The organism is Glaesserella sp., from assembly GCF_041814905.1.
GTDB lineage: Bacteria > Pseudomonadota > Gammaproteobacteria > Enterobacterales > Pasteurellaceae > Glaesserella.
The window spans coordinates 23,724-48,607 of sequence record NZ_JBGXYA010000080.1 but is presented as its reverse complement, the minus strand read 5'-3'; the positions used below and the strand labels follow the sequence as shown (position 1 = coordinate 48,607).

21 protein-coding genes are annotated in these 24,884 nt (G+C 42.5%); 6 read left to right on the top strand and 15 right to left on the bottom strand.

Annotated elements, in window-relative coordinates:
- Positions 1 to 6 precede the first annotated feature (6 nt).
- Complete coding sequence (rlmD, locus tag ACEYJ7_RS10895; RefSeq protein WP_373779141.1) at positions 7 to 1,326, bottom strand: 23S rRNA (uracil(1939)-C(5))-methyltransferase RlmD; 1,320 nt, start codon at positions 1,324 to 1,326, stop codon at positions 7 to 9.
- Between the two features lie 100 nt (positions 1,327 to 1,426).
- Here rlmD and ACEYJ7_RS10890 point away from each other — a divergent pair, with 100 nt between their 5' ends.
- Positions 1,427 to 2,752: an anti-phage deoxyguanosine triphosphatase gene (locus tag ACEYJ7_RS10890; protein WP_373779121.1), complete on the top strand. Its 1,326-nt coding sequence runs from the start codon at positions 1,427 to 1,429 to the stop codon at positions 2,750 to 2,752.
- A gap of 130 nt (positions 2,753 to 2,882) precedes the next feature.
- Entirely contained in the window at positions 2,883 to 5,798 is a 2,916-nt protein-coding gene (gene rapA, locus ACEYJ7_RS10885; protein WP_373779140.1) for an RNA polymerase-associated protein RapA, read from the top strand.
- A 141-nt stretch (positions 5,799 to 5,939) separates the two neighbouring features.
- On the opposite strand, the gene ACEYJ7_RS10880 is transcribed toward rapA, so the two are convergent.
- From ACEYJ7_RS10880 to ACEYJ7_RS10860, 5 genes are all read right to left on the bottom strand, one after another.
- Positions 5,940 to 6,629: a tellurite resistance TerB family protein gene (locus tag ACEYJ7_RS10880; RefSeq protein ID WP_373779120.1), complete on the bottom strand. Its 690-nt coding sequence runs from the start codon at positions 6,627 to 6,629 to the stop codon at positions 5,940 to 5,942.
- A 63-nt stretch (positions 6,630 to 6,692) separates the two neighbouring features.
- Positions 6,693 to 7,547, bottom strand: coding sequence for a PhnE/PtxC family ABC transporter permease (locus ACEYJ7_RS10875; protein WP_373779119.1), 855 nt, complete (start codon positions 7,545 to 7,547; stop codon positions 6,693 to 6,695).
- Positions 7,547 to 8,320, bottom strand: a complete 774-nt coding sequence (locus ACEYJ7_RS10870; RefSeq protein WP_373779118.1) for a PhnE/PtxC family ABC transporter permease — start codon at positions 8,318 to 8,320, stop codon at positions 7,547 to 7,549. The genes ACEYJ7_RS10875 and ACEYJ7_RS10870 overlap by 1 nt, the downstream gene beginning before the upstream one ends.
- Complete coding sequence (locus ACEYJ7_RS10865) at positions 8,301 to 9,062, bottom strand: phosphonate ABC transporter ATP-binding protein (protein WP_373779117.1); 762 nt, start codon at positions 9,060 to 9,062, stop codon at positions 8,301 to 8,303. The genes ACEYJ7_RS10870 and ACEYJ7_RS10865 overlap by 20 nt, the downstream gene beginning before the upstream one ends.
- 78 nt (positions 9,063 to 9,140) lie before the next feature.
- Positions 9,141 to 10,016 carry a putative selenate ABC transporter substrate-binding protein gene (locus ACEYJ7_RS10860; protein ID WP_373779116.1) on the bottom strand — a complete coding sequence of 292 codons (876 nt, stop codon included), beginning with the start codon at positions 10,014 to 10,016 and terminating at the stop codon, positions 9,141 to 9,143.
- Between the two features lie 166 nt (positions 10,017 to 10,182).
- On the opposite strand from ACEYJ7_RS10860, the gene rluA reads away from it, so the two are divergent.
- Both rluA and ACEYJ7_RS10850 read left to right on the top strand, forming a co-directional pair.
- Entirely contained in the window at positions 10,183 to 10,851 is a 669-nt protein-coding gene (gene rluA / locus ACEYJ7_RS10855; RefSeq protein WP_373779115.1) for a bifunctional tRNA pseudouridine(32) synthase/23S rRNA pseudouridine(746) synthase RluA, read from the top strand.
- Positions 10,852 to 10,956: 105 nt separating this feature from the next.
- A complete protein-coding gene (locus ACEYJ7_RS10850; protein WP_373779114.1) occupies positions 10,957 to 12,348 on the top strand; it encodes an MATE family efflux transporter in 1,392 nt (463 codons plus the stop codon).
- Between the two features lie 31 nt (positions 12,349 to 12,379).
- Here the strand turns inward: ACEYJ7_RS10850 and greB are convergent, their stop codons facing one another.
- From greB to nhaB, 9 genes are all read right to left on the bottom strand, one after another.
- Entirely contained in the window at positions 12,380 to 12,856 is a 477-nt protein-coding gene (greB, locus tag ACEYJ7_RS10845; RefSeq protein WP_373779113.1) for a transcription elongation factor GreB, read from the bottom strand.
- Positions 12,856 to 13,791: a KpsF/GutQ family sugar-phosphate isomerase gene (locus tag ACEYJ7_RS10840; protein WP_373779112.1), complete on the bottom strand. Its 936-nt coding sequence runs from the start codon at positions 13,789 to 13,791 to the stop codon at positions 12,856 to 12,858. The genes greB and ACEYJ7_RS10840 overlap by 1 nt, the downstream gene beginning before the upstream one ends.
- A gap of 112 nt (positions 13,792 to 13,903) precedes the next feature.
- Positions 13,904 to 15,568: a fructose-specific PTS transporter subunit EIIC gene (locus tag ACEYJ7_RS10835; protein WP_373779111.1), complete on the bottom strand. Its 1,665-nt coding sequence runs from the start codon at positions 15,566 to 15,568 to the stop codon at positions 13,904 to 13,906.
- 72 nt (positions 15,569 to 15,640) lie between these two features.
- On the bottom strand, positions 15,641 to 16,585 hold the full coding sequence (fruK, locus tag ACEYJ7_RS10830; protein ID WP_373779110.1) for a 1-phosphofructokinase: 945 nt from the start codon (positions 16,583 to 16,585) through the stop codon (positions 15,641 to 15,643).
- 19 nt (positions 16,586 to 16,604) lie between these two features.
- Positions 16,605 to 18,161: a fused PTS fructose transporter subunit IIA/HPr protein gene (gene fruB / locus ACEYJ7_RS10825; RefSeq protein ID WP_373779109.1), complete on the bottom strand. Its 1,557-nt coding sequence runs from the start codon at positions 18,159 to 18,161 to the stop codon at positions 16,605 to 16,607.
- Positions 18,162 to 18,326: 165 nt separating this feature from the next.
- Entirely contained in the window at positions 18,327 to 18,746 is a 420-nt protein-coding gene (gene ndk / locus ACEYJ7_RS10820; protein ID WP_373779108.1) for a nucleoside-diphosphate kinase, read from the bottom strand.
- 99 nt (positions 18,747 to 18,845) lie between these two features.
- Entirely contained in the window at positions 18,846 to 20,903 is a 2,058-nt protein-coding gene (metG, locus tag ACEYJ7_RS10815) for a methionine--tRNA ligase (RefSeq protein WP_373779107.1), read from the bottom strand.
- A gap of 144 nt (positions 20,904 to 21,047) precedes the next feature.
- Complete coding sequence (gene dsbB / locus ACEYJ7_RS10810; protein WP_373779106.1) at positions 21,048 to 21,584, bottom strand: disulfide bond formation protein DsbB; 537 nt, start codon at positions 21,582 to 21,584, stop codon at positions 21,048 to 21,050.
- A gap of 15 nt (positions 21,585 to 21,599) precedes the next feature.
- The gene (nhaB, locus tag ACEYJ7_RS10805; RefSeq protein WP_373779105.1) at positions 21,600 to 23,141 is read right to left on the bottom strand and encodes a sodium/proton antiporter NhaB; all 1,542 of its coding nucleotides are present in this window, start codon (positions 23,139 to 23,141) and stop codon (positions 21,600 to 21,602) included.
- A 167-nt stretch (positions 23,142 to 23,308) separates the two neighbouring features.
- Between nhaB and fadR the strand changes: the two genes are divergently transcribed.
- Entirely contained in the window at positions 23,309 to 24,031 is a 723-nt protein-coding gene (fadR, locus tag ACEYJ7_RS10800) for a fatty acid metabolism transcriptional regulator FadR (protein WP_373779104.1), read from the top strand.
- A gap of 367 nt (positions 24,032 to 24,398) precedes the next feature.
- Positions 24,399 to 24,857: a division/cell wall cluster transcriptional repressor MraZ gene (gene mraZ, locus ACEYJ7_RS10795; RefSeq protein ID WP_373779103.1), complete on the top strand. Its 459-nt coding sequence runs from the start codon at positions 24,399 to 24,401 to the stop codon at positions 24,855 to 24,857.
- Positions 24,858 to 24,884 lie beyond the last annotated feature (27 nt).

Below are 24,884 nucleotides of genomic sequence, written 5' to 3'. Positions count from 1 at the left end.
AACGAGTTAGTTTTTCATAAACAGCGAAATTGACTCCAAATGCCCGGTATGCGGAAACATATCGATCATTGCGCATTTTTCTAAACGGTAGCCTTCAGCGATCAATTTTTCCGCATCTCGCACCAATGTGGCGGGATTACACGACACATAAACGATCAAATCAGGTTGTAATCGACATAAATGATCTAACGCAAAATAAGCGCCGTTACGCGCGGGATCGAGCAAGACTTTATTAAACGGCTCACCCGCCCAAGTCTGATTAGCGAACGGTTGATCTAAATCGGTTTGATAAAATTCGGCGTTATGGATTCGGTTAACTTCAGCGTTAAAACGCGCTTGTATCACCATCGGCGCAACGCCTTCGATCCCGACAACTTTGCCCGCTTTCGTTGCAATCGGTAAGCTAAAGTTACCCATCCCGCAAAAGAGATCCAAAACACGATCTTGCGCAGAAAGTGCCAACCATTCTATCGCCGTATCGACCATTCGTTGATTCAGCGTTGCATTAATCTGAATAAAATCACGAACGGAGAAATAAAGTGTGAGTCCGTCAATTTGATAGTAAGGCTGCTCACCGAACCACTGCTCAATGTTATCTTTCTCGGTCATGACAAACAGCATTAATTTTTGCAGATGTGCAAATTCCATCAATTTTTCCCGATCTTGTTGATGAAGTGGACCGATATGGCGTAAGAGTAGTGTGATACCGTTATCGGCGAGAACCAGTTCGATATGCCCTAGCTGTTTTTTTTGTTTCCAATCGGCAAACAACGCTTGTAACGGCGTTAAAAGTTGGGCTAACTCCGTGTTCAAAACTTCACATTGATTAAGCGGGATAATTTCTTGAGAATTTGCTTGACGGAAGCCGAGTACTAAAGTCTTTTTCTGTAAAGCAATGCTCAATTTTGCCCGACGGCGATAATTCTTATCTTCACCGGCAATCATCGGCTGAAATCGGATCGGCGTTTGTTGTAATTTCTGCAAACGTTGAAAGAGTGCTTTTTGCTTGGTTTCCCGTTGTAACGCCAGCGGGATGTGCTGCATTTGGCACCCTCCGCATTTACCGTAGAGCGGGCAACTCGGTGTGCGGCGATTTGTAGCTTTTTGTAAAAATCCGACCGCTTGCGCTCGCCCGTATTGACGCTTTTCTTCCAAAATTTTGATTTCAACTTGCTCACCCGGCAACGCATTTTCAACAAACCAAGTTTTGCCGTTGACTTTGGCTACACCTAAGCCTTGATAATCCAAATCTTGAATGGTAAGTCGTTGACAAGCGGTCGGTTTCGTCGGTTTTTTTGCAAATTTTTCAGAGTAAAAGAGTGCCATGCGAGTCATGTTTAAACAGAAATCATATTGGAGTATTATAGCGAAAAATGTGAGTTAAATCCCTTTAACCTCTTGAAAGAGAAAATAATAAGGAGAAACGATGATTTCAACCATTTGGGCAGCGCGCTATTTAGCCGATAAACAACGTGAACATGATCACCGTTCACCTTTTCAGCGCGACCGCGGGCGAATTTTGCATTCAGAAGCTTTCCGCTGTTTACAGGCAAAAACTCAGATTCATGCCGTTGGTGAAGATGATTTCTACCGCACTCGTCTTACGCATTCTCTTGAAGTCGCTCAAATCGGTAATAGCTTGCGCGCCAAGCTGGAAGAAGATCAGTCAGGTTTTCAAGCGGTCTGTTTGGCGCCGAAATTTGCAAATTTTGCCGATAACCTGAGTACATTGCTGCCTTCCCGAAGCCTCATCGAATCCCTCTGTTTTGCTCACGACATCGGGCATCCACCGTTCGGACACGGCGGAGAAATGGCGTTGAATTATAAAATGCAGGCTCACGGCGGTTTTGAAGGTAACGCGCAATCGTTTCGAATCGTGACGCAATTAGAGCCTTATACGGAACACGCCGGAATGAATTTAACCCGCCGTACTTTGCTCGGCATCATTAAATATCCGGTGATGCTTGATCAAACGTTGCCGGTGAATCCGAAGCCGATTCCCCCCGCTCGTTTTATTAATTTACACGATCTTAAAACCAGCAAAGGGCTGTTCCGTGATGATAAGCCTTTTTTTGATTGGGTACTTGCACCGCTGTGCGAAACAGATCGTGCATTGCTTGGCACTATTCAAGCAAGCAATGACCCACAGCTGCCAAGTAAAACACTTTATAAATCATTAGATTGCAGCATTATGGAGCTTGCCGACGACATTGCTTACGGCGTACATGATTTAGAAGATGCCATTGTTGGCGGAATGGTTACACCACAATCGTGGCAACATGCCGAGACGGAATTATTGAAATGTAAATCCTCGTGGATTCAAAAGATGCTTCCGCAAATCAGTGAAAAACTGTTTTCTTCCCATCGTTATGAGCGTAAAGATGTGATTGGTGCATTGGTGAACTATTTTGTTACCAATGTGAAATGGCAGGAAACTGCCGATTTCAGTGAGCCGTTATTGCGATTCAACGCTGTATTGCCGGAAGATGTTCAAGCCGTGTTGGATGTGTTGAAAGAGTTTGTTTATCAATATGTGATTTGTGATGTGGTAACACAACGAGTGGAATATAAAGGTCAGCGGATTTTAATGGATTTGTTCGATATGCTCAGTTGTGATCCCGCCCGTTTATTGCCGAAGACTGTTTCCGAACGTTGGCTAAAGACGGAAGAAAAAAAACGCCCGCGCGTGATTTGTGATTATTTGGCGAGTATGTCCGACGGGCAGGCGTTTAAGCTGTATCAAAGTTTATAGTAAAAAAGCTGGCAAAACGCATTCAGCCTTGCAAATCTTTGAATAAATCCTACCGCTTGTTGCGTTAAAATCAGTTAAAATAATGACGAATTTACAACAATCAAAAAAATATAAGAACAGAGAGGTGGGTATGAGCTTTGTTGTCGGGCAACGTTGGATCAGTGAGTCGGAAAATAATTTAGGATTAGGTATTGTTGAAGCAGTCGATAATCGTACTGTCACTATTTTTTTCCCCGCATCGGAGGAACAGCGTGTTTATGCAGTGGCAGTCGCGCCACTCACTCGCGTTCAGTTTCAAAAAGGCGATAGGATTACCAGTCAGGACGGTTGGCAGTTAGATGTCACGGAGGTAGTAGAAAATCAAGGTGTGGCTATTTATCTCGGTAAACGGGCAGATACGCAAGAGGAGAGCGTTCTGCCTGAAATGTTGTTAGACCATAAGATTAGTTTCAGCAAACCACAAGACCGCTTGTTCTCTGCGCAAATCGATCGTAGTGATCGTTTTGCGTTACGTTATCGGGCATTGCAGCATCAGCAAGCTCAATTTCAATCTGCTTTACGCGGTATGCGTGGCATTCGGGCGAGCTTAATTCCGCATCAATTACATATCGCCAAAGAAGTGGGGCAGCGCCTTGCCCCGCGAGTGTTGCTTGCCGATGAAGTCGGATTGGGAAAAACGATTGAAGCGGGCATGATTTTGCAACAACAGCTTTTTTCAGGACGTGTTGACCGTGTTCTCGTGCTTGTGCCTGAAAGTTTACAGCATCAATGGCTGGTCGAAATGCTCCGTCGCTTTAGTCTGAATTTTTCGTTATTTGATGAGGAACGTTGCGCCGATTTTAATAAACAGGATGATGACGGCAATGATATCAGCGAGAATCCGTTCGACAGTGAATCCCTTGTGATTGCTTCGATTGATTGGTTATCGGAAACCCCGCGACGTGCAAAACAAGTGTTAAAAAGCGAGTGGGATATGCTGATTGTAGATGAAGCCCATCATTTAGAATGGAATGAAATACAACCGAGTGTTGCTTATCAGCTTGTCGAAACGCTTTCTAAACAAATTCCATCGGTATTATTGCTAACCGCAACTCCGGAGCAGCTTGGTCAGGAAAGCCACTTTGCCCGGTTATCGCTATTAGATCCGGATCGTTTTTACAGTTATTCAGCCTTTGTAGAAGAACAAAAACAGTATCAGCCCGTTGCAGATGCTGTGATGAGCTTATTAAACGATAAACCGCTCAACGCCCAAGAACAGGAAAGTATCAGCGAATTGCTGGCGGAAGAAGATGTTGAGCCGATGTTTCGTATTATTAATGCGACGGATATTCACCCCGAACAGCGTTTAGACGTTCGTCAAGAACTGATTAGTGAGCTGATTGACCGCCATGGAACCAGTCGTGTTTTATTCCGAAATACCCGTCAAGGAGTAAAAGGTTTCCCGCATCGTCTGTTTAATCAAATCACCTTAGATATGCCGAATGAATATCATAGTGTGTTGAATACATTAGGATTAGAGCCCGGGAATCAGAAAATAGATAGGCTTTATCCTGAACGAATATTCCAAAGAATGAATCCGAATGCCAAATGGTTTGAGTTTGATCCTCGTATTGAATGGCTGATTACGTTTTTGAAAAATCATCGTAGTGAGAAAATTTTAGTTATTTGCAAATATGCAGATACTGCGATTCAGCTTGAACAAATTTTGCGTGAAAAAGAAGGCATTCGTTCTGCGGTATTCCACGAAAAAATGTCGATTGTAGAGCGAGATAAAGCCTCTGCCTACTTTGCCCAACAAGAGGACGGTGCTCAAGTGCTGATAAGTTCGAGTATCGGTTCCGAAGGTCGTAATTTCCAATTTGCCCGCCATTTGGTGCTGTTTAATTTACCGGATAACCCTGATTTGTTAGAGCAGAGTATAGGGCGTTTAGACCGTATCGGGCAGAAACACGATGTCCAAATTCATGTGCCATGCTTTGATAATTCCGCGCAAATGGTATTGGCAGAATGGTATCAACGCGGCTTAAATGCGTTTGAAGAAACTTGTCCGATGGGCGCGAATCTGTTCCGTGAATTTGGCGAAAGTTTAGATTATTTCTTACAAAATCCGGCACGTTCGGAAGAATTCGAACGCTTTATTGAACAAACCTATAAACGCCAGCAACAGTTGAAATTCGCGTTAGAAAAAGGGCGTGACCGCTTGCTTGAACTCAATTCAAACGGTGGAGAATCGGCACAACAGCTGGCTCAAGCAATTGCAGAGCAGGATGAAAATCCTAAACTCATTAATTTTGCACTAAATCTTTTTGATGTTATAGGATTGGAACAGGAAGATTTGGGTGAAAAAAGTATTGTGATTAACCCGACGGGGCATATGCTCGTGCCTGATTTTCCCGGACTATCCGAGGAAGGCAATACCGTTACTTTCGACCGTGAGTTAGCACTCATGCGTGAAGATGTGCTGTTTTTAACTTGGGATCACCCGATGATTCGTAACGGTATTGATTTGATTACTTCGGGAGATATCGGTAAAAGTGCGATTTCGTTATTGGTAAACAAAAATCTACCTGCCGGTACCTTGTTGCTTGAATTGATTTATATTGTGGAGGTGCAGGCGCCGAAAGCATTGCAATTAACCCGTTTCCTACCGCCGACACCGGTGCGAGTATTGTTGGATGCTAAAGGCAACGATATCGCATCACAAGTTTCTTTTGCCGGTTTGGAAAAGCAGCTTAAACCGGTGAATAAGCAAATGGCAAACAAAATTGCCAAAATGGCTCGTACGGAAATTGAGAAACTGATTACTTTAGGGGAAACAAAAATTGCCCCTCAAGCGGAAAGCTTGATTGCTCAGGCGAAGCACAATGCCGATCATACGTTAACTGCTGAATGGCATCGTTTAACGTCTTTGCAAGCGGTTAATAAAAATATCCGAGTAGATGAGGTTAAGGCTTTAGAGCAGCTCAGGGAAGACTCTCTCGCGCAACTTGAACAAGCCAACTGGCGGTTAGATAGTTTAAGGGTGATTGTGAGCAATAAAGAGTGACGGTAATCCGATAATTTTGATTTATCGGTGATACAAGCGGTCGGTTTTAGCGATTTTTTTGCAAATTTTCGGCTAAAACTGACCGCTTGTAAAATAAAAAACGGCAGAAATGATCTGCCGTTAGGTTAAATGAAATATAAATTAGAAACCGGCTTGTTTTTCTAACTGTTCCACTAACGCGTCATCTAAACCGAGTGCTTCGGCAAGTTGTGATAAGAACACAATTTCTTTACGGGACAAGTCTTGGCAAACTAAGCGTGCCGCTAAGTAGACTTGTGATGCAAGGGCAGTATCTTCGCCGACAACACGTGCGATTTCTGTCACGGAAATCGGATTGTGCATTTCTTGAATAAGCCATTGTTGTAATTCGGGATCATTGCCGCCTTCTTTTAAAATCAATGCTTCTTCATTTTCATCCAATGCACCGTCAGACACAGCTGCGGCAATCATTGTACGTAATAAGATCGCCCCTTTTTCTTCCGAACTGTCATCTTCAAATGCGGTTGCAGAAAGATCGGTTGCTTGGTTAGGTTTGTTTTTTTGGTAGTCTTGATATGCTTTGTAAGCCAGGCTGCCAAGGGCTGCAAGTGAACCTAATTTAGTTAAGCTTGCACCGCCGTTACGACCCAATACCATAGATAAAATACCGACTAATGCCGCACCGCCACCTACTTTTGCGATGGTATCGGTATTGCCTTGTTTGATTTCTCTGGCAGAATCTTTCGCGGTATTTAATACCGAACCAAGTAAGCTGCCTAAGTCGGACTTGCTTTGATTAGCCGTGTTGCCGACAGATTTTAATACGCCGTTAAGAATATCGTTGAAGTTCATATTGTTTCCTTTTTTGAGTGTAAGACGATAGTGCAATAGACAAAGTTTTTATCAAATAATTCACTACTTTTCGGCAATATATTTTTTGGCGATTGCCGAAAGCAGGTCGGTAATATAAACCAAAATTAAATAGCAGAGCAAATAAAGTGTAATTTCCGAATAATGGAAAAAGCTCATAGCTAATTTGAATTGCATACCTAATCCGCTTGCTCCGACAAAACCGACGATTAACGTCGCACGGATAATATTCTCCATTCGATATAAAATATAGTTTAGAAACGAACGCATTACCATCGGGTAAATACCGTAGAACAGTAATTGTGCTTGCGATGCTCCGTTCTGTGCCAAATGGCGAATAGGTTTTTCGTCCATATCTTCGATAACTTCGCCACACAATTTTCCTAATACTCCAAAATTATGAATAGCTAAAGCAAGCGCACCCGGTACGATACCCGGTTTAAAAATAAAGACTAGAATCATTGCCCACATCAGCTCCGGTACGGCACGGCTGAAGAGAAACAAGAATCGGCTGATATGATAGGCAATTTTATGATACCAACAGGACTTGAAACCTAATTTCCCTTGCGCCATATTACGGGCGGAAGGGAGAACTAAAATGAACATTGCGATGCCAGCAAGACCTGTGGCAAGAATACTCATCACAAAGGTTTCACCACTGAGCCACAAGGCATTTTGCCACATTTCGGGATCTAAATAAGCCGGTATTTCTTCACCGATTCCAAGCATACTTTCAATAAATTCACGCAGATAAATCCAGTTGTCGGCACGAAACAGATCGGCAAGTGCAGAGGGTTGATCTTTTAAAATATAGAGCCAAGAGAATGCGATCAAGCAGAGTACGGTAAAAAAAGAGTATTTAATAAAATGACGATCGATATGATGTCGGAAAGTATTCATTATTTCACCCGCTTCCTTACCGCATAGCTCCAACGGTCAATTAAAACGATCAATCCGACTAAAAAGAGTAGAAATGTCCAGACTTGGTCGTATTTGAGATCTTGCAGAGAAAGTTGAATTTGCATACCTATACCGCCTAAGCCGACAAACGAAAGTACCGAAGATGAGCGAATTGCACATTCAAGACGGTACATTGTATAGCTCAACATACTAGGGAAGGCTTGCGGAAGGTAGCCGTAAATTAGCAGTTGTAACGGTGTGGCTCCCGCTTCTTTAAGTGCAAAAATCGGCTTGTTTGGCACCGCTTGTAAGGTGTCGGCAAAGATTTTTCCCAAGTAACCCGAATAGGGAATTGCCAATGCAAAGACCGCACCAATCGGATTCAATCCCACAGCGGCAACAAAAAACCATGCCCAAATTAACTCATGGATAGCGCGTAAGAAACCGAGAATAGCCCGGGCCAAGCCTTGTAATAAAATGGATGGAACTAATATGCCTGAGGCGAAAATCGATAACAAAAAACCACCGACTAACGCGAGAGAAATGGTGATCAGAGCATAAGCAAAGGTTAGCAGGCTGGATTTAAAAGCCAGTTTGAGTAAATCGGCAGAAAAATCGGGTTGAAGCAAGCTGGCAAATAGTCGCTGTAAGGTTGCCCAACCACCGGGAAACATCAGCCCTTTTTCACTATCTACGGTGAAAAGGCTAAGTGCAAAAACCAGCAATAAGATTGCGGTAAGTCGATTGCGACGTTCATTCAGACGGATTTTCATCTTGGACCAATCCATATAATGCATTGAGTTGAGTCTGAGTAACTTGGTTAGTTTGTAGATCAAACACAATATTACCAGCTTGAATACCGATCATTCTGTCAAAGTAGGCTTTGGCATATTCCACCGAGTGCATACTGGCGATTAAGGTTTTGCCTTGCTTCCGCACTAGTTCGGTTAATAATGCCAATACATTTTGAGCATTGATCGGATCTAGAGCAGAAATCGGTTCATCGGCTAAAATCAACATTGGATTTTGTACTAACAAGCGTGCAATCGCTACACGTTGTTGTTCACCGCCGGACAACTCACCAGTCGGTTGGTTAATCTTTTCGGCTAAACCGACCGACGCCAATGCTTTTTCTGCAATTTCACGTTGTTGCGGTTTAATCAGAGATAATAGAGATTGAAAGAATCCCCATTGATTTAACCTACCAGCCAGCACGTTATGCACCACTTCAAGCTGTTTGATTAAATCATATTGTTGATGCAACATACCAACTTTTTGGGCGTAAATTTTATTATTGCGATAATTCTGAATATTTTGGTTATCGAGAAAAATCTCTCCTTCACTGAGCGAGACTGCGCGCATAATTGCATTCATTAAAGTTGATTTGCCGGAGCCACTTGGTCCGACTAATGCGACAATTTCACCCGGTCGGATATCAAGGGAAATGCCGTTTAATACAGTTTTATCACCGAAGCGTTTGATGGCGTGTCGGAAGGAAAGAAGTGATTGAGACATTGTTTCAGCACCGGATTTAGATGATAAAAGGTGCTACGCACCTTTATCGAGGTACATAGCAAACCGATTGACATAAAACTATTTAATTAACTTTAATTCTTTGGCAACTTTTTCAATGTCTTTATAGTTGTCGTTATTGGTTTCGATAAATTTGTCGGCGGATAATAAATTCATCACCTGAGAACTGGATGCGTCAGCTTTTAATAATGCAGCTTTGACTTTCTCTTTGGTACCCTCACCGAATTTTTTATCTACGAGGTTTATAGTCCAGTTGTAGTCGTAGTAGTCCGATGTCGTATAAAACAGTTCTACTTTCGTATTATCTACTTTGCCTTCGTTGACCATTTTATCCCAGTACTGCTTGTTTACCGCACCGATTTGTACCGTACCGGCTTCAACTAAGCCGTAAGTTTTATCATGAGAACCACTGTAAGTCGGTTGTGCATCTAAATCTTTTTCAGGGTTAACACCGGCTTCAGTTAAGAAAAAGCGAGGCATTAAGTGACCGGACGTTGAACTTTCGCTACCGAATGCAAGGGTATGACCTTTCACATCTTTGAGCTCTTTCACTGCATCCAATCCTTTTTGTTTAATAAATACGGATTTGAATTTTTCATCTTGAGGACGTTGTGCAATGGCTTCAGAACCTTCAACACGGGCACGGGCTTGTACCCCGGTTAAACCGCCGAACCAAACCAAATCAATTTCACCGCGACGAAATGCAGTAACAACGGCGGCATAGTCGGTAACCGGGACATATTGCACGGTTAAACCGGTTTCTTTGCTTAAATAATCAGCAAAACTATCGAATGAACGGGTCATTTCTGTCGCGTTATAGTCAGGAATGGCACTGATTTTAAATGTTTGGTGAGTAGAATTAGCGTGAGCAACTGAGCCGAATAGCACGGAAAGTGCGGTGAAACCAGTTGCAAGACTTGCAAAAAGAGTTTTCATGGTATTCTCCAAAAAGAAATGTAAACAAATTGTAATGTTCATAGTGAACGGCGGAAAGATACTCGATTTTAAATAAAAAACAAGCGATTTTTGCGATTCGTTTTAGGAATCGGTTTATCTTTGATAAGATGATAAGATAGTCAAAATTTTTTAACTTCGAATCATTATGGCATTAATCGAATATCACCCACCGACAGAACCTTGGCTTGACGAAGTTTACCGAGATAACCACATTTTAGTAATTAATAAACCAAGCGGCTTGCTTTCCGTACCGGGTAATCGTCCTGAATATCAAGACAGTGCGATGACCCGCGTACAACAGAAATACGGATTTACTGAACCGGCGCACCGTTTAGACATGGCAACAAGCGGTTTATTGTTGTTTACATTAAGCAAAGTGGCGGAAAAAGAGTTAAAACGCCAATTTCGTGAGCGTGAACCGAAAAAACACTATATTGCATTGCTTTGGGGAAAATTAGGCGAAAAAGTGGGTGAAACCGGAAAAATTGATATGCCGTTGATTTGTGATTGGGAAAATCGCCCGCGCCAGAAAGTTTGTTATGAGCGCGGTAAACAAGCGGTTACTTTTTACGAAATTCTTGCACATTATCCGAATAATACGACAAGGGTAAAACTAACGCCTTATACCGGTCGTTCTCACCAATTGCGCGTACATAGTTTATCTTTAGGGCATCCGATTGTTGGCGATAAATTCTATGCCAATCCGTTGGCACGGAGCTTATCTTCGCGTCTTTGCCTACACGCAGAATCCCTTTCGATTACCCATCCGATTAGCGGTGAGCCGATGACCTTTAGCGCAGCAGCGGATTTTTAACGTCAGTCGCCCGACAAGCGGTCTGTTTCGATGAATAATTTGTAAAAAATTGCAAGAAACAGACCGCTTGTTGCGTATAATGCCGTTCTACTTTTAGAGGTTTTTATGAATTTACAATGGCAAAAGTATCCTGAAAATACCAAGCGTTTACTTAGACTCTCGGTGCCGATTTTTATTTCTCAACTTGCCGCATCGGGAATGGGGTTGGCGGACGTGATTATGGCAGGATTAGTCAGTGATGATGATGTTTCGGCAATTGCTGTCGGCAACTCAATTTATTTTCCGCTGTTTCTGCTTGTGCTCGGCATTTTAAATGCCATTACGCCGACGGTCTCATATCTGAACGGCTCAAACCAACGACATTTAATCGGACATCAGGTACGTCAGGGGGGGTGGATTGTTCTGCTGTTAAGTATTCCGTTGATTGCCATTTATTTAAGCTGCGGCGTAATTTTAGATTTTATGGGCACGCCGGCTGTTTTTGCAGAAAAAGCGAAGCAGTATATTTTTGCGCTCTCTTTCGGCATTATTCCGGCGCTGTTGTCGATAAATCTACGTTGTATGAACGATGGATTGTCTAATCCGAAACCGGCCATGGTGATTACCTTTATCGGCTTAACGCTTAATATTCCGTTGAACTATATCTTCATTTTCGGTTTATTCGGCTTGCCTGAATTAGGAGCGGTCGGTTGTGGCGTTGCAACGGCAATTGTAAATTGGCTGATGTTCGGTATGATGGTGCATTATTGTGCAACGAATCGCGCACAAAAAGATATTCATGTGTTTTCAACATGGTTGGAAAGACCAAACGGTACAACTTTACTCAAATTATTTAAACTGGGTATGCCGATAGGTTTTGCGCTGTTTACCGAAGTCATGCTGTTTTCCGCTTCGGCATTAATTCTGTCTCCGCTAGGCTCACAGGTTGTGGCGAGTCATCAAATTGCATTACAAACCAGTTCGTTGTTTTTTATGATTCCGCTTTCATTCAGTATTGCTACTACCATTTTGGTTGGACAAACTTTGGGGAAAAAAGAAGTCGAGAACGCAAAATATCTTAGTTACCACGCTATTATTACCGGTATCTGGATGGCACTGTTGATGGCGGTGATTATTTTAGCCTTTAGGCAGATGATTCCGTATATTTTTACCAGCGATCCAACCTCGATTGCAATTTCTGCAGCGTTGCTGATTTTTGCTGCGGTTTACCAAATTCCGGATGCGATTCAAGCGGTTTGTAACGGAATTTTGCGCGGTTATAAACACACTAAACCGGTATTGTTTATTACATTAATCTGTTATTGGGCAATAGGAATGCCGCTCGGTACAATACTTTCCCGTACGGATTGGTTGACTCAGCCGATGGCGGCAGCCGGGTTTTGGTTGGTTTTTTGTATTTCGTTGAGCATTGCAGCGGGTTTGCTCTATTACAATATGCGTAAGATTCAGTCCGTACCGGCAGAGGCGCTGATTAAGCGGTTAGAGGCGATTAAATAGTCGAACGGCACATGTTATGTGCCGTTTTGCTTTATTTTTCATACCAAATTTTGTTGATGTAAAAGGTTACCTTACCCAACGGCGTTTCAACACGGATTTCATCATCAACCGATTTGCCGATGAGCGCCCGAGCAACCGGTGAATCAATAGAAATCCATTGTTTGGCAGGATCGAATTCATCGCCTCCGACAATACGGTACTGTTTGACCTCACCTTCTTCGTTTTCAAGTTCAACCCAAGCGCCGAAAAATACTTTACCTTCTTGATTTGGATGATAATCCACAATTTGTAGTACCTCTAAACGTTTGCTGAGGAAACGCACTCGTCGATCGATTTCACGCAATCGGCGTTTACCGTAAATATATTCGGCGTTTTCGCTGCGATCGCCTAACGCTGCGGCATCTGAAACGGCTTGAGTGACTTTCGGGCGTTCATCTTTCCACAGATATTTTAGTTCTTGGTCAAGAGCTTGCCAGCCGGCGCGAGTAATATGATTTGATTTTGTCATTAGCTTGAGAATTCCACGATACCGGACACTTTGCCTTCTTCTGTAACGGCAATTAATGAGTGAATGTGATGCGCTTTCATAAATTCCTCCGCATGAGTGAGGAACGTTGAATCCAAAATTGTTTTTGGATTACGTGTCATGATTTGTTCTGCGGTTTTATTCAGGCTTTCGGCTCCGAATTTGGCTAATGTGCGACGGATATCTCCGTCAGTGATAATGCCTTGCAGTTGATCGCCTTGCATCACAACCGCTACCCCCATCCTGCCTTCGTTAATCACATTTAAAATTTCGGTAAATAAGCTGCTTGGTGTGGTCAACGGTAAGCGGCTCTGCATAACATCACGTACACGGCAGAGCAGCTTACGCCCTAAACTGCCACCCGGGTGGAAGCGGGCAAAATCTTCCGCTTTGAAATCACGGGCTTTAATCAATGCAATCGCCAGCACATCGCCCAATGCCATTGTCACTAAGCTGGATGTAGTCGGAGCAAGGTTATTCGGGCAGGCTTCGCGTTCGATACTGATATCCAACACAATATCGGCGTGTTTTCCAAGTGTCGATTTCGGATTACCGGTCATGGCAATAATTTTATTACCGAAGTTTTTCAGACTTGGAATCAATTTATTGACATCGTCGGTTTCGCCGCTATAAGAGATCAAAATCACAACATCGATCGGTTTAAGCATGCCTAAATCACCGTGAAAGGCTTCCGTTGGGTGAAGGAAAAAGCTTGGTGTACCGGTTGACGCGAAGGTTGCCACCATTTTTTTTCCGACTAATCCGGATTTGCCGATGCCGGCAACGACAACACGACCTTCGCAATGTAAGATCATTTCAACAACTTGATTAAAATTATCTGAAAGATTTTGATTAAGACGGGTAATTGCTTGTGCATAGAGATCCAATGCCGCATTTGCACTCAATAGATGATTCATAACCTGATCCTGTATGAACAAAAATTGCCGGCAATTATACGCTAGTTTATAGAAAGAAAAAAAGACGTAAATAAAACCCCCTTTAAATTTAAAGGGGGCTAACATATTGAAATTATTCAGCTTTAGGTTTAATCATTGCGTAGAGCACTCCGGTAACTAATGAACCGATTGCAATCGCAGCCAAATACATCAACGGTTGTGAAACGAATGGAATGACGAATAAACCGCCGTGTGGTGCTTGTAAGCTAATACCCAAACCAAGCGAGATTGCTCCTGCTGTCGCACCACCTAAAATTGAGGTCACAATTACACGTACAGGGTCTGCCGCTACGAACGGTAACGCACCTTCAGAGATAAAGCATAGACCTAGTACGAATGATGCTTTACCCGCATCACGTTGGTTTACAGTGAATTTGTTACGGGCAATCCAAGTTGCAATCGCCATACCGATAGGTGGAACCATACCTGCCGCCATTGCTGCTGCCATTGGTGTACTGACATCAGACGCTAACATACCGACGGAGAAGGTATAAGCCGCTTTGTTTACCGGACCGCCCATATCGGTACACATCATAGTTCCTAGGATGATTCCCAATACGATGGCATTGATTTCACCCATGGATTTCAACCAGTTAGAAAGCGCTTCCATAATGCTTGAAACCGGTGGGTTAATTAAGTAAACCATAGCAAGACCTACGATTGTCGTGCCTAAAAGCGGTAGGATTAAGATCGGTTTTAGTGAGGTTAAACTTGGTGGCAGTTGAATTTTCTCATTGAGGAATTTCACTACATAACCGGCAAGGAAACCGGCGATGATACCGCCTAAAATACCAGCCCCCGCCGTTGTCGCCAGCATACCGCCAACAAAACCGGCAGTTAAACCCGGACGATCAGCGATGGAGTAGGCAACATAACCTGCGAATACCGCAATCATTAAGTGGAACGCTGCTCCGCCACCGATATCCATCAACGCTTTAGGTAAGCCGCCAGCTATGCTAGGATCTTTGAATGCTTCGATACCGAACATAAACGAGATTGCGATTAACAAACCACCCGCAACAACAAACGGTAGCATATGTGAAACACCGGTCATTAAGTGTTTATAGACACCTTTTTTCTCGCCGGTATTGGCTTCACCGGAAGCTTGTGACGCAGAAGAACCACCGGTGTAGATTTTCGCTTCTTTGAAGGCTTTTTCAAATTCTTGAGCGGTTTTTTTCAACGCTAAACCGGTTGATGTGCGATACATCAGTTTGCCTTGGAATTTACTTAAATCGACATCAATATCCGCCGCCACAAAGACTAAATCTGCCGCAGCGACTTCTTCGGCGGAAATCGGATTGCCTGCACCGACTTGACCGCGCGTTTCGACTTTTACGTTCCAGCCTTGTGCTTTCGCATAGTTTTCAATCGCTTCCGCTGACATAAAGGTATGTGCTACACCGGTTGGGCAAGCCGTGATTGCCACGATATTTTTTACGGTTGAAGCGCTGGCGTCTGCTGCTGGAACAGTGGCATTTGCAAAATTTCGAGCAGAAGTGACCGCTTGTTGCAGCACCGTCTCAGGCTGGGTAAACGCTTGATCAAGACTAACGACCGCACCTTTTTTACCTGCAACATTAGCCGGAATGTGTTCGTCAAATAACACCACAAAATCCGCTTGCTCTATCGCAACTACATTGTGACCTTGCTGCTTTGCGGCGGCAGAAAGCACTTCATTAACAAGGAATGAACGAGCCTTGCCAACTTGTGCCGGAAATACAAATGAAATATTCATTGTCGATTACCTTTTAATAGTTGATAAATTTTTGTATCCGTTAAGGATGAGAGAATCCTCACCTTATCATCATTACACGGTTGTTAATTTTACCTGAGTCAAGATTGCGTCTAATGCGGCTTTATCACTTACGCCGACATTGCTTTGGGAAACGGCTAACGCAGACGTAGCACTGGCAAAAGCTAAAATTTCTGCTTTACTCCAACCTTGAGCAAAGCCGTAAATTAAGCCCGCAACCATAGAATCTCCGGCACCGACTGTGCTCACTACATTTTCACAACGCGGAGGCTGCGCTTGAATAACCCCTTCACGGTTTAGCCAAACGGAACCTTTTTCACCCATAGAAATGATGACGTTTTCAATACCTTCGGCACGTAGTTGTTGTGCGGCATCAATAATCTCTTCTAACGTATTTAATGAACGGTTTGACCATACTTCCAATTCACGGCGATTCGGTTTGACCAACCATGGATTTGCTTTTAAACCGAATGTAAGTGCTTCATTACTACTGTCAAGGACGACCTTTAAACCTTGGTTATGCAATGATTTCAACCAATCGGCGAATTGTGAAGGTGTTATGCCGCGTGGTAAGGAGCCGCAAACGGCAATCAGATCAAATTGAGTATGCCAATTTTGGGAGAGTTTGGTAAATTCCGCCCAATCGTTTGGTTGAATTTCAAAGCCTAAAAAGTTTAAATCAGTAACGTCGGCTTCCGTTTCGGTAATTTTTACGTTAATACGGGTTTTGCCCTGAATGCGGTAAAACTGATCATTCATGCCGTTTTCTTCAAAGGCTCGGATAAAATCTCCCTGATTATCTTTGCCTAAAAAACCAGTTACGCTTAGTTTTACACCTAAATCAGCAAGCACCTTCGCCACGTTTATCCCTTTGCCTGCCGGATATAATCCCAGTGTTTCCACGGTATTTACTTCACCGATTTCGATACGTTTTAAACGCCCGACCAAATCAAACGCGGGATTGAGCGTGACGGTTGCGATACGTAATTGTTGAGCCATGTTGTCCACCTATTCGCTGCTATTCACCTAAACCGGCATTGATTGCGGCTCCGATACCGTCCAATGCTTTTTGCGCTTCTTCACCGGTTGCGACAAAACGCAAACGATGACCTTTTTGTACACCGAGTGCGACCACTTTCATTAAGCTCTTCGCACTCACTAATTGACCTTCACGATCTAAATTTTGTACTTGAACGGTAGCATTATATTTTTTAACTTCGTTAACTAATACGGCTGCAGGGCGGGCGTGTAAACCGTGTTCGTTTTTCACGGTAAATGTGGCTTCCACTTCGTTTTCATCGCTATTTGCAAATTTTGCTACCGATTCGACCGCTTGTACTGCTGTTGCCGCGGTTGTTGCAACAGTCGCAATGGTCGCTGCAACACCGGCGGAACCTTTAACTTCAATCGTGTCCTCTACCGTCGGAATAACGCTAGGCGGCTCACCCAAACCTTCCGCAAACGCTTTGCCTAATGCTTCGAGAGCTTGTTGCGCATCTTCACCTTCAGCCACAAAACGTAAACGATGACCTTTGGTTGCGCCTAATGCTACAACGCGCATAGTACTTTTAGCATTTGCCGGTGCAGTAGGGCGATCCAAATTTTCCACCGTGACTTTTGCCGCAAATGGTTTAAGCGTTTGGACTAAGACTGCGCAAGGGCGAGCATGTAAACCGTGTTCGTTACGGACGGTAAATGTACCGATTACCTGCCCCGCTGCGGCAGAAGTTTCTGCTACAGGCTCTGCAGCCACCGGTGCCGAGCTTTCTTTAACCGGTGTATTTATGCCGAATAACGCTAAAATTTGTTCGGCCGGTGCCACGGTGAGTTGCTGGCGGGTTGCGATTTTTAATAGTTTCGTGAGTTGCGATTGGAGGCTATCATCGGTTGCTGCAACGGTTAACAATGTTTTTCCGTCTTTCGCTCGGGCAACGGCAACACAATTAATTTGATTGCCTTTTGCGCTGTCAGCAATAAAAACGTTATTACCGATAGCCAACGGTGCATTGGCGACAACTTCACTAATAAAGGCTTGGTTTACATAACCTTTTTCTTGGAGTTTGGCAGCGTTAATTGCAGAGAGCGTGATGAGGCTTGTGGTATCGACGTTTAAAGAAATGAGGTCAGTTGAAGTGAGTGGTTCGTTACGTTTACCGCTTAATATTGCAATAAATTCATCTAAATTTGTTGTTTTGGCTAAGGTTTCTGCGGCGGCTTCATCACTTAATACACTAGTCAATTGGCGGAGCAATGTTAAATGTTCATCCGATTTAGCGGCAATGCCTATCGCGACATAAGCGGTGTTACCTTCTCCCCATTCAACGCCTTGTGGAAACTGATAAACTTGCACGCCGGTATTTTTTACCAAATCACGAGTATCTAATGTACCGTGCGGAATCGCAATACCATTGCCTAAGAATGTTGAGGTTTGGGTTTCACGGGTAAGCATTCCCGTTTCGTAACCTTCGGCAACATTACCATTTTCGACTAAGCCGGCAGCAATAAGGCGAATAGCCTCATCTTTATTACCGGCTACGCCGTTTAAACGGATATTTTGTGCAGATAAATTTAGCATTGAAACTCCTTATGGATTTAATTTAAAAAATAAAATAATTACTCGGATTGTACTCTATTTTTTGCTAAATCGATCTAGCTAATCAATCTTTTCTTAAATAAAAAATCCTTTTTTGTGAGATAGATCACAAAAAAGGATTGTAATGGAGGAAGATTTATTTTAGGGTTAATGAATTATTTCATTTGGAGTGAAAAAATAGGCAATTTCACGTTTTGCGGATTCCTCAGAATCCGAGCCGTGCACTGAATTTTGTGTTGTTCCTAAGCCATACATTTTGCGAATAGTGCCGGGCTTACGCTGTTCAGGATTTGTTGCACCCATTAGTTCGCGATAATGTGCAATGGCATTTTCTCCTTCAAGTACGACAACGACAATCGGTGCAGAAAGCATAAATTCAATCAGCGGTTCAAAAAATGCTTTACCTTTATGCTCCGCATAAAAACCTTCAGCTTGTACCGGAGTAAGTTGGAGCATTTTTAGCGCTTTAATCGTCAAGCCATTTTTTTCTATATGGGCGAGAATTTCACCGATAAGATGGCGGCTTGTTGCATCGGGTTTGATGATTGCGAGCGTTTGTTGGATCATTTTACTCTCCTTCTAAAGAGCGCTAATAAAGAATGAATTTGGCATCGGCCATGAAGGCAGAATTTGCAAATTTCTGTGCAAAAACGACCGCTTGTAAAACTATTTAACCTGCATACCTGCTGTGACACCGGCATCGGCGGAGAGTAAGAATAGATCGGAACCGCCGCTGCCGGCAGAGAGAATCATTCCTTCCGACATACCGAATGACATTTTACGTGGCGCAAGGTTGGCAATCATAATCACAAAACGACCTTCCAGCTCTTCCGGTTTGTGATAGGCAGCTTTAATACCGGAGAAAACTTGGCGGGTGTGATCACCTAAATCCAGCTCGAAACGTAATAGTTTGTCTGATTTCGGTACCGCTTCGCATTTGAGCACTTTCGCCACGCGTAAATCGAGTTTGGCAAAATCATCAATCGTGATTTCAGCAGCGATTGGCTCGACTTTTAGGTGATTACAAGCGGTCTCTTTTGCTTGATTTTTTGCAGATTCCGCTTTATTCGCTTCTGCGAAAAGCGCTTTGGTTTCTTCCACAACGGCATCAATCTGTTTTTTCTCTAGGCGGGAGAACAACGATTTAAACGGTGTGATTGAACGTCCGAATAATGGTGTGTCGATGTTGTCCCAGCGTAGTTCGGTTTGTAGAAAACTTTCTGCGCGGGCGGTCAGTTCGGGTAAAACCGGTTTGAGGTAACTCATTAACACTCGGAACATTTCTAAGCCCATTGAGCAAACGGCATGAAGTTCGGCATCTCTGTCTTCTTCTTTGGCAATCACCCACGGTGCTTTTTCATCAATATATTTATTCGCTTTGTCCGCTAGCGCCATAATTTCACGAATCGCTTTATTATATTCGCGATTTTCATAATAAGCGGCAATTTGCTCCGATTGTGCAACAAAATCGGCGAAAAGTAGCGGATTTTCTAATTCGGAGGCTAATTTTCCTTCAAAGCGTTTGGTGATAAAGCCAGCATTGCGCGACGCTAAATTCACGACTTTATTCACGATATCGCTGTTAACGCGCTGGACAAAATCTTCAAGGTTGAAATCCAGATCTTCAATACGATCATTGAGTTTTGCCGCGTAGTAGTAGCGTAAACATTCCGGATCGATGTGTTTTAAGTATGTACTTGCTTGTATAAAGGTGCCGCGTGATTTCGACATTTTATAGCCGTCAACGGTGACGTAACCGTGCGCAAAAACATTCGTCGGTTTACGGTAATTGCTGCCTTCCAACATTGCCGGCCAGAATAGGCTGTGGAAGTAAACGATATCTTTACCGATAAAGTGATAAAGCTCTGTGTCGGAATCTTTTTGCCAAAATTCATCGTAATTTATGCCGGTACGGTTACATAAATTTTTGAAAGAGGCCATATAGCCGATAGGTGCATCCAACCAAACATAGAAAAATTTATTTTCCGCATCCGGAATTTCAAAACCGAAATAAGGTGCGTCTCGGCTGATATCCCATTGTTGCAAGCCGCTTTCAAACCACTCTTGCATTTTGTTGGCAATTTGCGGTTGTAGAGAACCGGAGCGAGTCCATTCTTTAAGCATTTCCTCAAAAGCCGGTAAATCGAAAAAGAAGTGTTCGGATTCTTTCACGATCGGTGTAGATCCGGAAATGACAGAACGGGGATTAATTAAGTCCATTGGGCTATAGGTGGAGGCACAAACTTCGCAGTTATCCCCGTATTGATCTTCCGCTTTGCATTTCGGGCAGGTTCCTTTCACGAAACGATCCGGCAGAAACATATTTTTTTCAGGATCGTAGAGCTGTGAAATCACACGATTTTTAATAAAACCGTTGGCTTTCAAGGTATTATAAATCGATGTGGTGATTTCGCGATTTTCTTCACTGTGAGTAGAGTGGTAGTTATCAAAACTGATATTAAAACCGGAGAAATCAGCGATGTGATCGGTTTTTGCCTGCTCGATAAGTTGTTCCGGGGTAATGCCTAATTTATTGGCATTCAGCATAATCGGTGTGCCGTGTGCATCATCGGCACAGACAAAGTAAATTTGGTGTCCGCGCATACGTTGGAAGCGAACCCAAATATCCGCTTGAATATGCTCAAGCATATGACCTAAATGGATTGCGCCGTTAGCATAGGGTAAAGCACAAGTGACTAAAATTTTGCGTTGTTTATTCGACATTTTATTTTTACCGTTTTTATTCAAAATTGTGAGGATTGTAACGGAAATAGGTGAGATTGTGTAGGGAAAGCCAATAACAAGCGGTCGGATTTCAAGGATATTTTGCAAAATTATCAAGAAAACAGACCGCTTGTTATATTGATGCTAGTGGAACAGATCGCGTCCTCGGCGTCGGCTACGTTTAAATTGGCTTAATGTGACTAAAAGGAGGATCCCTAAATAAACCGCAAAAATGGCAATCAACCACTGTGGCATGGAAAGCCCCCACATCTGCCAAGTAATTTGGTTACAATCTCCGGTTGCTTCAAATAAGTTCGGAAACCATTTATTTAATGGTAATGTAGACGGAAATTCTACAAAAGGCGAACATTGATTCCACGGAGCGGGGTTGAGTTGATAGTCCGTATGTTTAACCGCCAACGCTAAGCCTTTACCTGCGCCGTATAAGCCGAGTAATAATGCTAACCAACGAATAATCGCAAAGCGCGGAGCAAGTAAACCTATCAGACCCGCAATTAAAATGGCTAATAATGCAATGCGTTCATAAATACACATCACACAGGGATTTAATCCCATACCGTGTTGAAAATAAAGCGCAATTCCTTCCAAAACGGCGCAACTGATGACTAAGAGTAACCATGCGCCTCGAGTCAGAGAAAGCTCTTTAAAATATTGAAACATAAGAATCCTTAAATACTAGCGGGTCAATATCCAACCCCAGTTATTCATTAATGCAGTTAATGGCGGCAGTACAAATTCTACGCATAAGAAGCCGACCACAGAGAGTACAATCGTATAAGGTAATGCCATATAGACCATTCTACCGTACGATAATTTTACTAATGGAGCAAGCGATGATGTTAAAAGGAATAAAAATGCAGCTTGTCCGTTTGGTGTTGCAACGGAAGGAAGATTTGTTCCCGTGTTAATTGCGACAGCAATTAAATCAAATTGTTCACGGTTAATGGCTCCGGAAGCAAACGTATTTTTTGCTTCATTAATGTAGACGGTTCCGACAAAAACATTATCGGAGATGGTTGAGAGTAATCCGTTGAAAACGTAGAACAGCGCTAATTGTGAATCTTGCTCGGCGGAAAGCACGAACTGAATGATAGGATCGAATAATTTTAAATCTACAATTACCGCAACTATGGAAAAGAATACCACTAATAATGCAGTGAACGGTAATGAGTCCTGAAAGGATTTGCCTAATGCATGTTCGTCTGTGATACCACAGAATGCGGTACAAATAATAATAATGGTTAAACCGATTAAGCCGACTTCGGCCAAATGCAAAGCAAGACCAATAATTAACCAAACGCCGGCAACCGCTTGAACGACCAGTTTTAAGCGATCTTGTTTCGTCATTTTACGTTCTTTTTGGATATTATACTGAGCAAGAACAATCCACACTTTACGCGGTAATCTGTCGCCGTAACCGAATAATTTGTATTTTTCAACCAAATAGCAAGTAGCCACGCCGCAAATCAACACAAGAAAACTGACCGGTGAAACTCTTAAGAAGAATTCTTTGAAGCCCCAATCCGCTTGAGCGGCAATAATTAAATTTTGTGGTTCGCCGACCATAGTCATTACGCCGCCTAGCGCACTGCCGACACCTGCATGCATCAGCAAACTGCGTAGAAAACCGCGGAATTGTTCCAAAATTTGTTTATTAGTGATGATTTTATCATCATTGGTAATATCGGTAGAATCTTCGAAACTGTTACCGGAAGCCACTTTATGATACACACCGTAAAAGCCGATCCCCACACTGATTATTACTGCAATAACGGTTAATGCGTCTAAGAAAGCAGAAAGGAAAGCCGCGCTTAAACAGAATGCTAAAGATAAGGCTTTTTTGGAATGGATGGAGATGATTAATTTTGTGAAGACATAAAGCAAAAGTTGCTTCATGAAATAGATACCGGCAACCATAAACATTAAAAGTAAGACGACTTCAAAATTTGCCATAATTTCTTTTTTTATGTGCTCCGCACTTGTCATGCCGATAATGACGGCTTCAATGGCAAGTAATCCGCCCGGTTGCAAAGGATAGCATTTTAATGCCATTGCAAGAGTGAATATAAATTCGGCAACTAATGCCCACCCTGCGACAAAAGGGCTGATAAAAAAATAAAGTAGGGGATTAATGATCAGAAAACCGATAATACAAATTTTGTACCATTCTGGCGTTTTACCTAAAAAATTCTTAAAAAAAGCATCAGCGTTAGTCATAGTATATTTTTAGCTAAGATAAAGATATGCGGATTGTAATATAGTTTGGTTTAAAGGATAATACAGAAAGTTATCTTAGCAGTATAACATTTTCATTTTTGATAACTAAATCACACTTTTGATGATTATTATGGAGTTCTTCTCCAACTCTTTATCAGGATCTCACTATGGATAAGTCTGACATTTTAAAAGCACAAAGCCCAGCGGCTCTTGCTGAAGAATATATAGTAAAAAGTATTTGGAATAATCATTTTCCAGCAGGTTCAGATTTACCAGCCGAACGGGAATTGGCCGATATTATCGGCGTCACTCGAACAACATTACGCGAAGTCTTGCAAAGGTTGGCTCGGGATGGATGGTTGAATATTCAACACGGTAAACCTACCAGGGTGAATAATGTATGGGAAACAGCCGGACCTAATATTATTAGTACTTTGATAAAATTAGATGCTTCCGTTGTACCGATGATTATTGCAAACGTCGTTTCACTGCGTACAAGGATGGGGGAATATTATATTCCGGAAGCGATTCGCCTTGATTCCAAATCTTCCCTTGAACTTTTCAAACCTCTCGATACTTTACAAGACTCTGCCCAAGATTATGCTGAATTTGATTATGCGCTTTATCGCAGTTTTACCTTTATTGCGAATAAACCGGTTTACGGATTGATCTTAAACAGTTTTAAAGATCTTTATCTGCAAATAGCCACACTATTTTTTGCTGAACCGAGATCGCGTCAATTAATCTTTGCTTTTTATCAGGAGCTCAAAGCCGCTTGTGAAAGTAATGATCCGGTTAGAGCTGCAAATTGTATGGCGCTTAATCGCCAAATGAGTACGTCAATTTGGACTGATATGTTAAAGAATTTACCGGCAAATTTTGGCGGTTAAATTTATCTAACCTACTGAATATAGTAGTGATTAATTAAATTTATATATTATTAAAACCTCCTATATTGTATCAGGAGGTTTTTTTATAGGCATAGTACAGTGTATAAATTACCGTCATTTTTATGTTGAATAAAAAATAATCATTAATTGCCTCATCTATTTATTTTTTCTTTTTTCACTTTTTAACCATTTCATTCGACGCCGTTTTTAAGATTTATCTCGTTTATTTTTGAAAACAGCTTGCTCCTCTAATGTTAAATCGATAGAATTCCAAAAAAGTGGTAAAAAGTGGTGTTTTGTGGAGAACTTTTTTCATTTCTTAACATCAATATTAACGTTAAAGGATCGATTTTAAGGTACGGCAGTCATGTTTCGTGGAGCAGCTTCAATCAATTTGGATAGCAAAGGGCGCTTGGCAATTCCAACGCGTTACCGTGCAGAATTGCTTGAAAAACATCAAGGTGCATTGATTTGTACGGTGGATATTCGCCAACCTTGTCTACTGCTTTATCCGTTACATGAATGGGAAATTGTTGAGCAAAAACTTTTAGCGCTTTCTAACTTTGATCCGATGCAGCGTCGAATTCAGCGAGTGATGCAAGGTTTTGCTACGGAATGTGAAATGGATTCGGCAGGACGTATTTTATTAAGTCCGGCGCTACGTCAACATGCAGAATTAGAACAACACATTATGTTGGTCGGGCAGTTAAATAAATTTGAAATTTGGCAAGACAAACAATGGCAATCACAAATTGCCGAAGATCTTGCTTTAGGCAGTTCGGCGGAAATGCTGAATTGTGATGCGTTAAAAAATCTCTCTTTGTAGTCATTAGAAAACGTAGAGATTGGAAAA

Excerpts from the sequence above, each read along its gene's own strand:
- rlmD (WP_373779141.1), bottom strand. The coding sequence starts at position 1,326 with ATGGCACTCTTTTACTCTGAAAAATTTGCAAAAAAACCGACGAAACCG.
- ACEYJ7_RS10890 (WP_373779121.1), top strand. The coding sequence starts at position 1,427 with ATGATTTCAACCATTTGGGCAGCGCGCTATTTAGCCGATAAACAACGT.
- rapA (WP_373779140.1), top strand. The coding sequence starts at position 2,883 with ATGAGCTTTGTTGTCGGGCAACGTTGGATCAGTGAGTCGGAAAATAAT.
- ACEYJ7_RS10880 (WP_373779120.1), bottom strand. The coding sequence starts at position 6,629 with ATGAACTTCAACGATATTCTTAACGGCGTATTAAAATCTGTCGGCAAC.
- ACEYJ7_RS10875 (WP_373779119.1), bottom strand. The coding sequence starts at position 7,547 with ATGAATACTTTCCGACATCATATCGATCGTCATTTTATTAAATACTCT.
- ACEYJ7_RS10870 (WP_373779118.1), bottom strand. The coding sequence starts at position 8,320 with ATGAAAATCCGTCTGAATGAACGTCGCAATCGACTTACCGCAATCTTA.
- ACEYJ7_RS10865 (WP_373779117.1), bottom strand. The coding sequence starts at position 9,062 with ATGTCTCAATCACTTCTTTCCTTCCGACACGCCATCAAACGCTTCGGT.
- ACEYJ7_RS10860 (WP_373779116.1), bottom strand. The coding sequence starts at position 10,016 with ATGAAAACTCTTTTTGCAAGTCTTGCAACTGGTTTCACCGCACTTTCC.
- rluA (WP_373779115.1), top strand. The coding sequence starts at position 10,183 with ATGGCATTAATCGAATATCACCCACCGACAGAACCTTGGCTTGACGAA.
- ACEYJ7_RS10850 (WP_373779114.1), top strand. The coding sequence starts at position 10,957 with ATGAATTTACAATGGCAAAAGTATCCTGAAAATACCAAGCGTTTACTT.
- greB (WP_373779113.1), bottom strand. The coding sequence starts at position 12,856 with ATGACAAAATCAAATCATATTACTCGCGCCGGCTGGCAAGCTCTTGAC.
- ACEYJ7_RS10840 (WP_373779112.1), bottom strand. The coding sequence starts at position 13,791 with ATGAATCATCTATTGAGTGCAAATGCGGCATTGGATCTCTATGCACAA.
- ACEYJ7_RS10835 (WP_373779111.1), bottom strand. The coding sequence starts at position 15,568 with ATGAATATTTCATTTGTATTTCCGGCACAAGTTGGCAAGGCTCGTTCA.
- fruK (WP_373779110.1), bottom strand. The coding sequence starts at position 16,585 with ATGGCTCAACAATTACGTATCGCAACCGTCACGCTCAATCCCGCGTTT.
- fruB (WP_373779109.1), bottom strand. The coding sequence starts at position 18,161 with ATGCTAAATTTATCTGCACAAAATATCCGTTTAAACGGCGTAGCCGGT.
- ndk (WP_373779108.1), bottom strand. The coding sequence starts at position 18,746 with ATGATCCAACAAACGCTCGCAATCATCAAACCCGATGCAACAAGCCGC.
- metG (WP_373779107.1), bottom strand. The coding sequence starts at position 20,903 with ATGTCGAATAAACAACGCAAAATTTTAGTCACTTGTGCTTTACCCTAT.
- dsbB (WP_373779106.1), bottom strand. The coding sequence starts at position 21,584 with ATGTTTCAATATTTTAAAGAGCTTTCTCTGACTCGAGGCGCATGGTTA.
- nhaB (WP_373779105.1), bottom strand. The coding sequence starts at position 23,141 with ATGACTAACGCTGATGCTTTTTTTAAGAATTTTTTAGGTAAAACGCCA.
- fadR (WP_373779104.1), top strand. The coding sequence starts at position 23,309 with ATGGATAAGTCTGACATTTTAAAAGCACAAAGCCCAGCGGCTCTTGCT.
- mraZ (WP_373779103.1), top strand. The coding sequence starts at position 24,399 with ATGTTTCGTGGAGCAGCTTCAATCAATTTGGATAGCAAAGGGCGCTTG.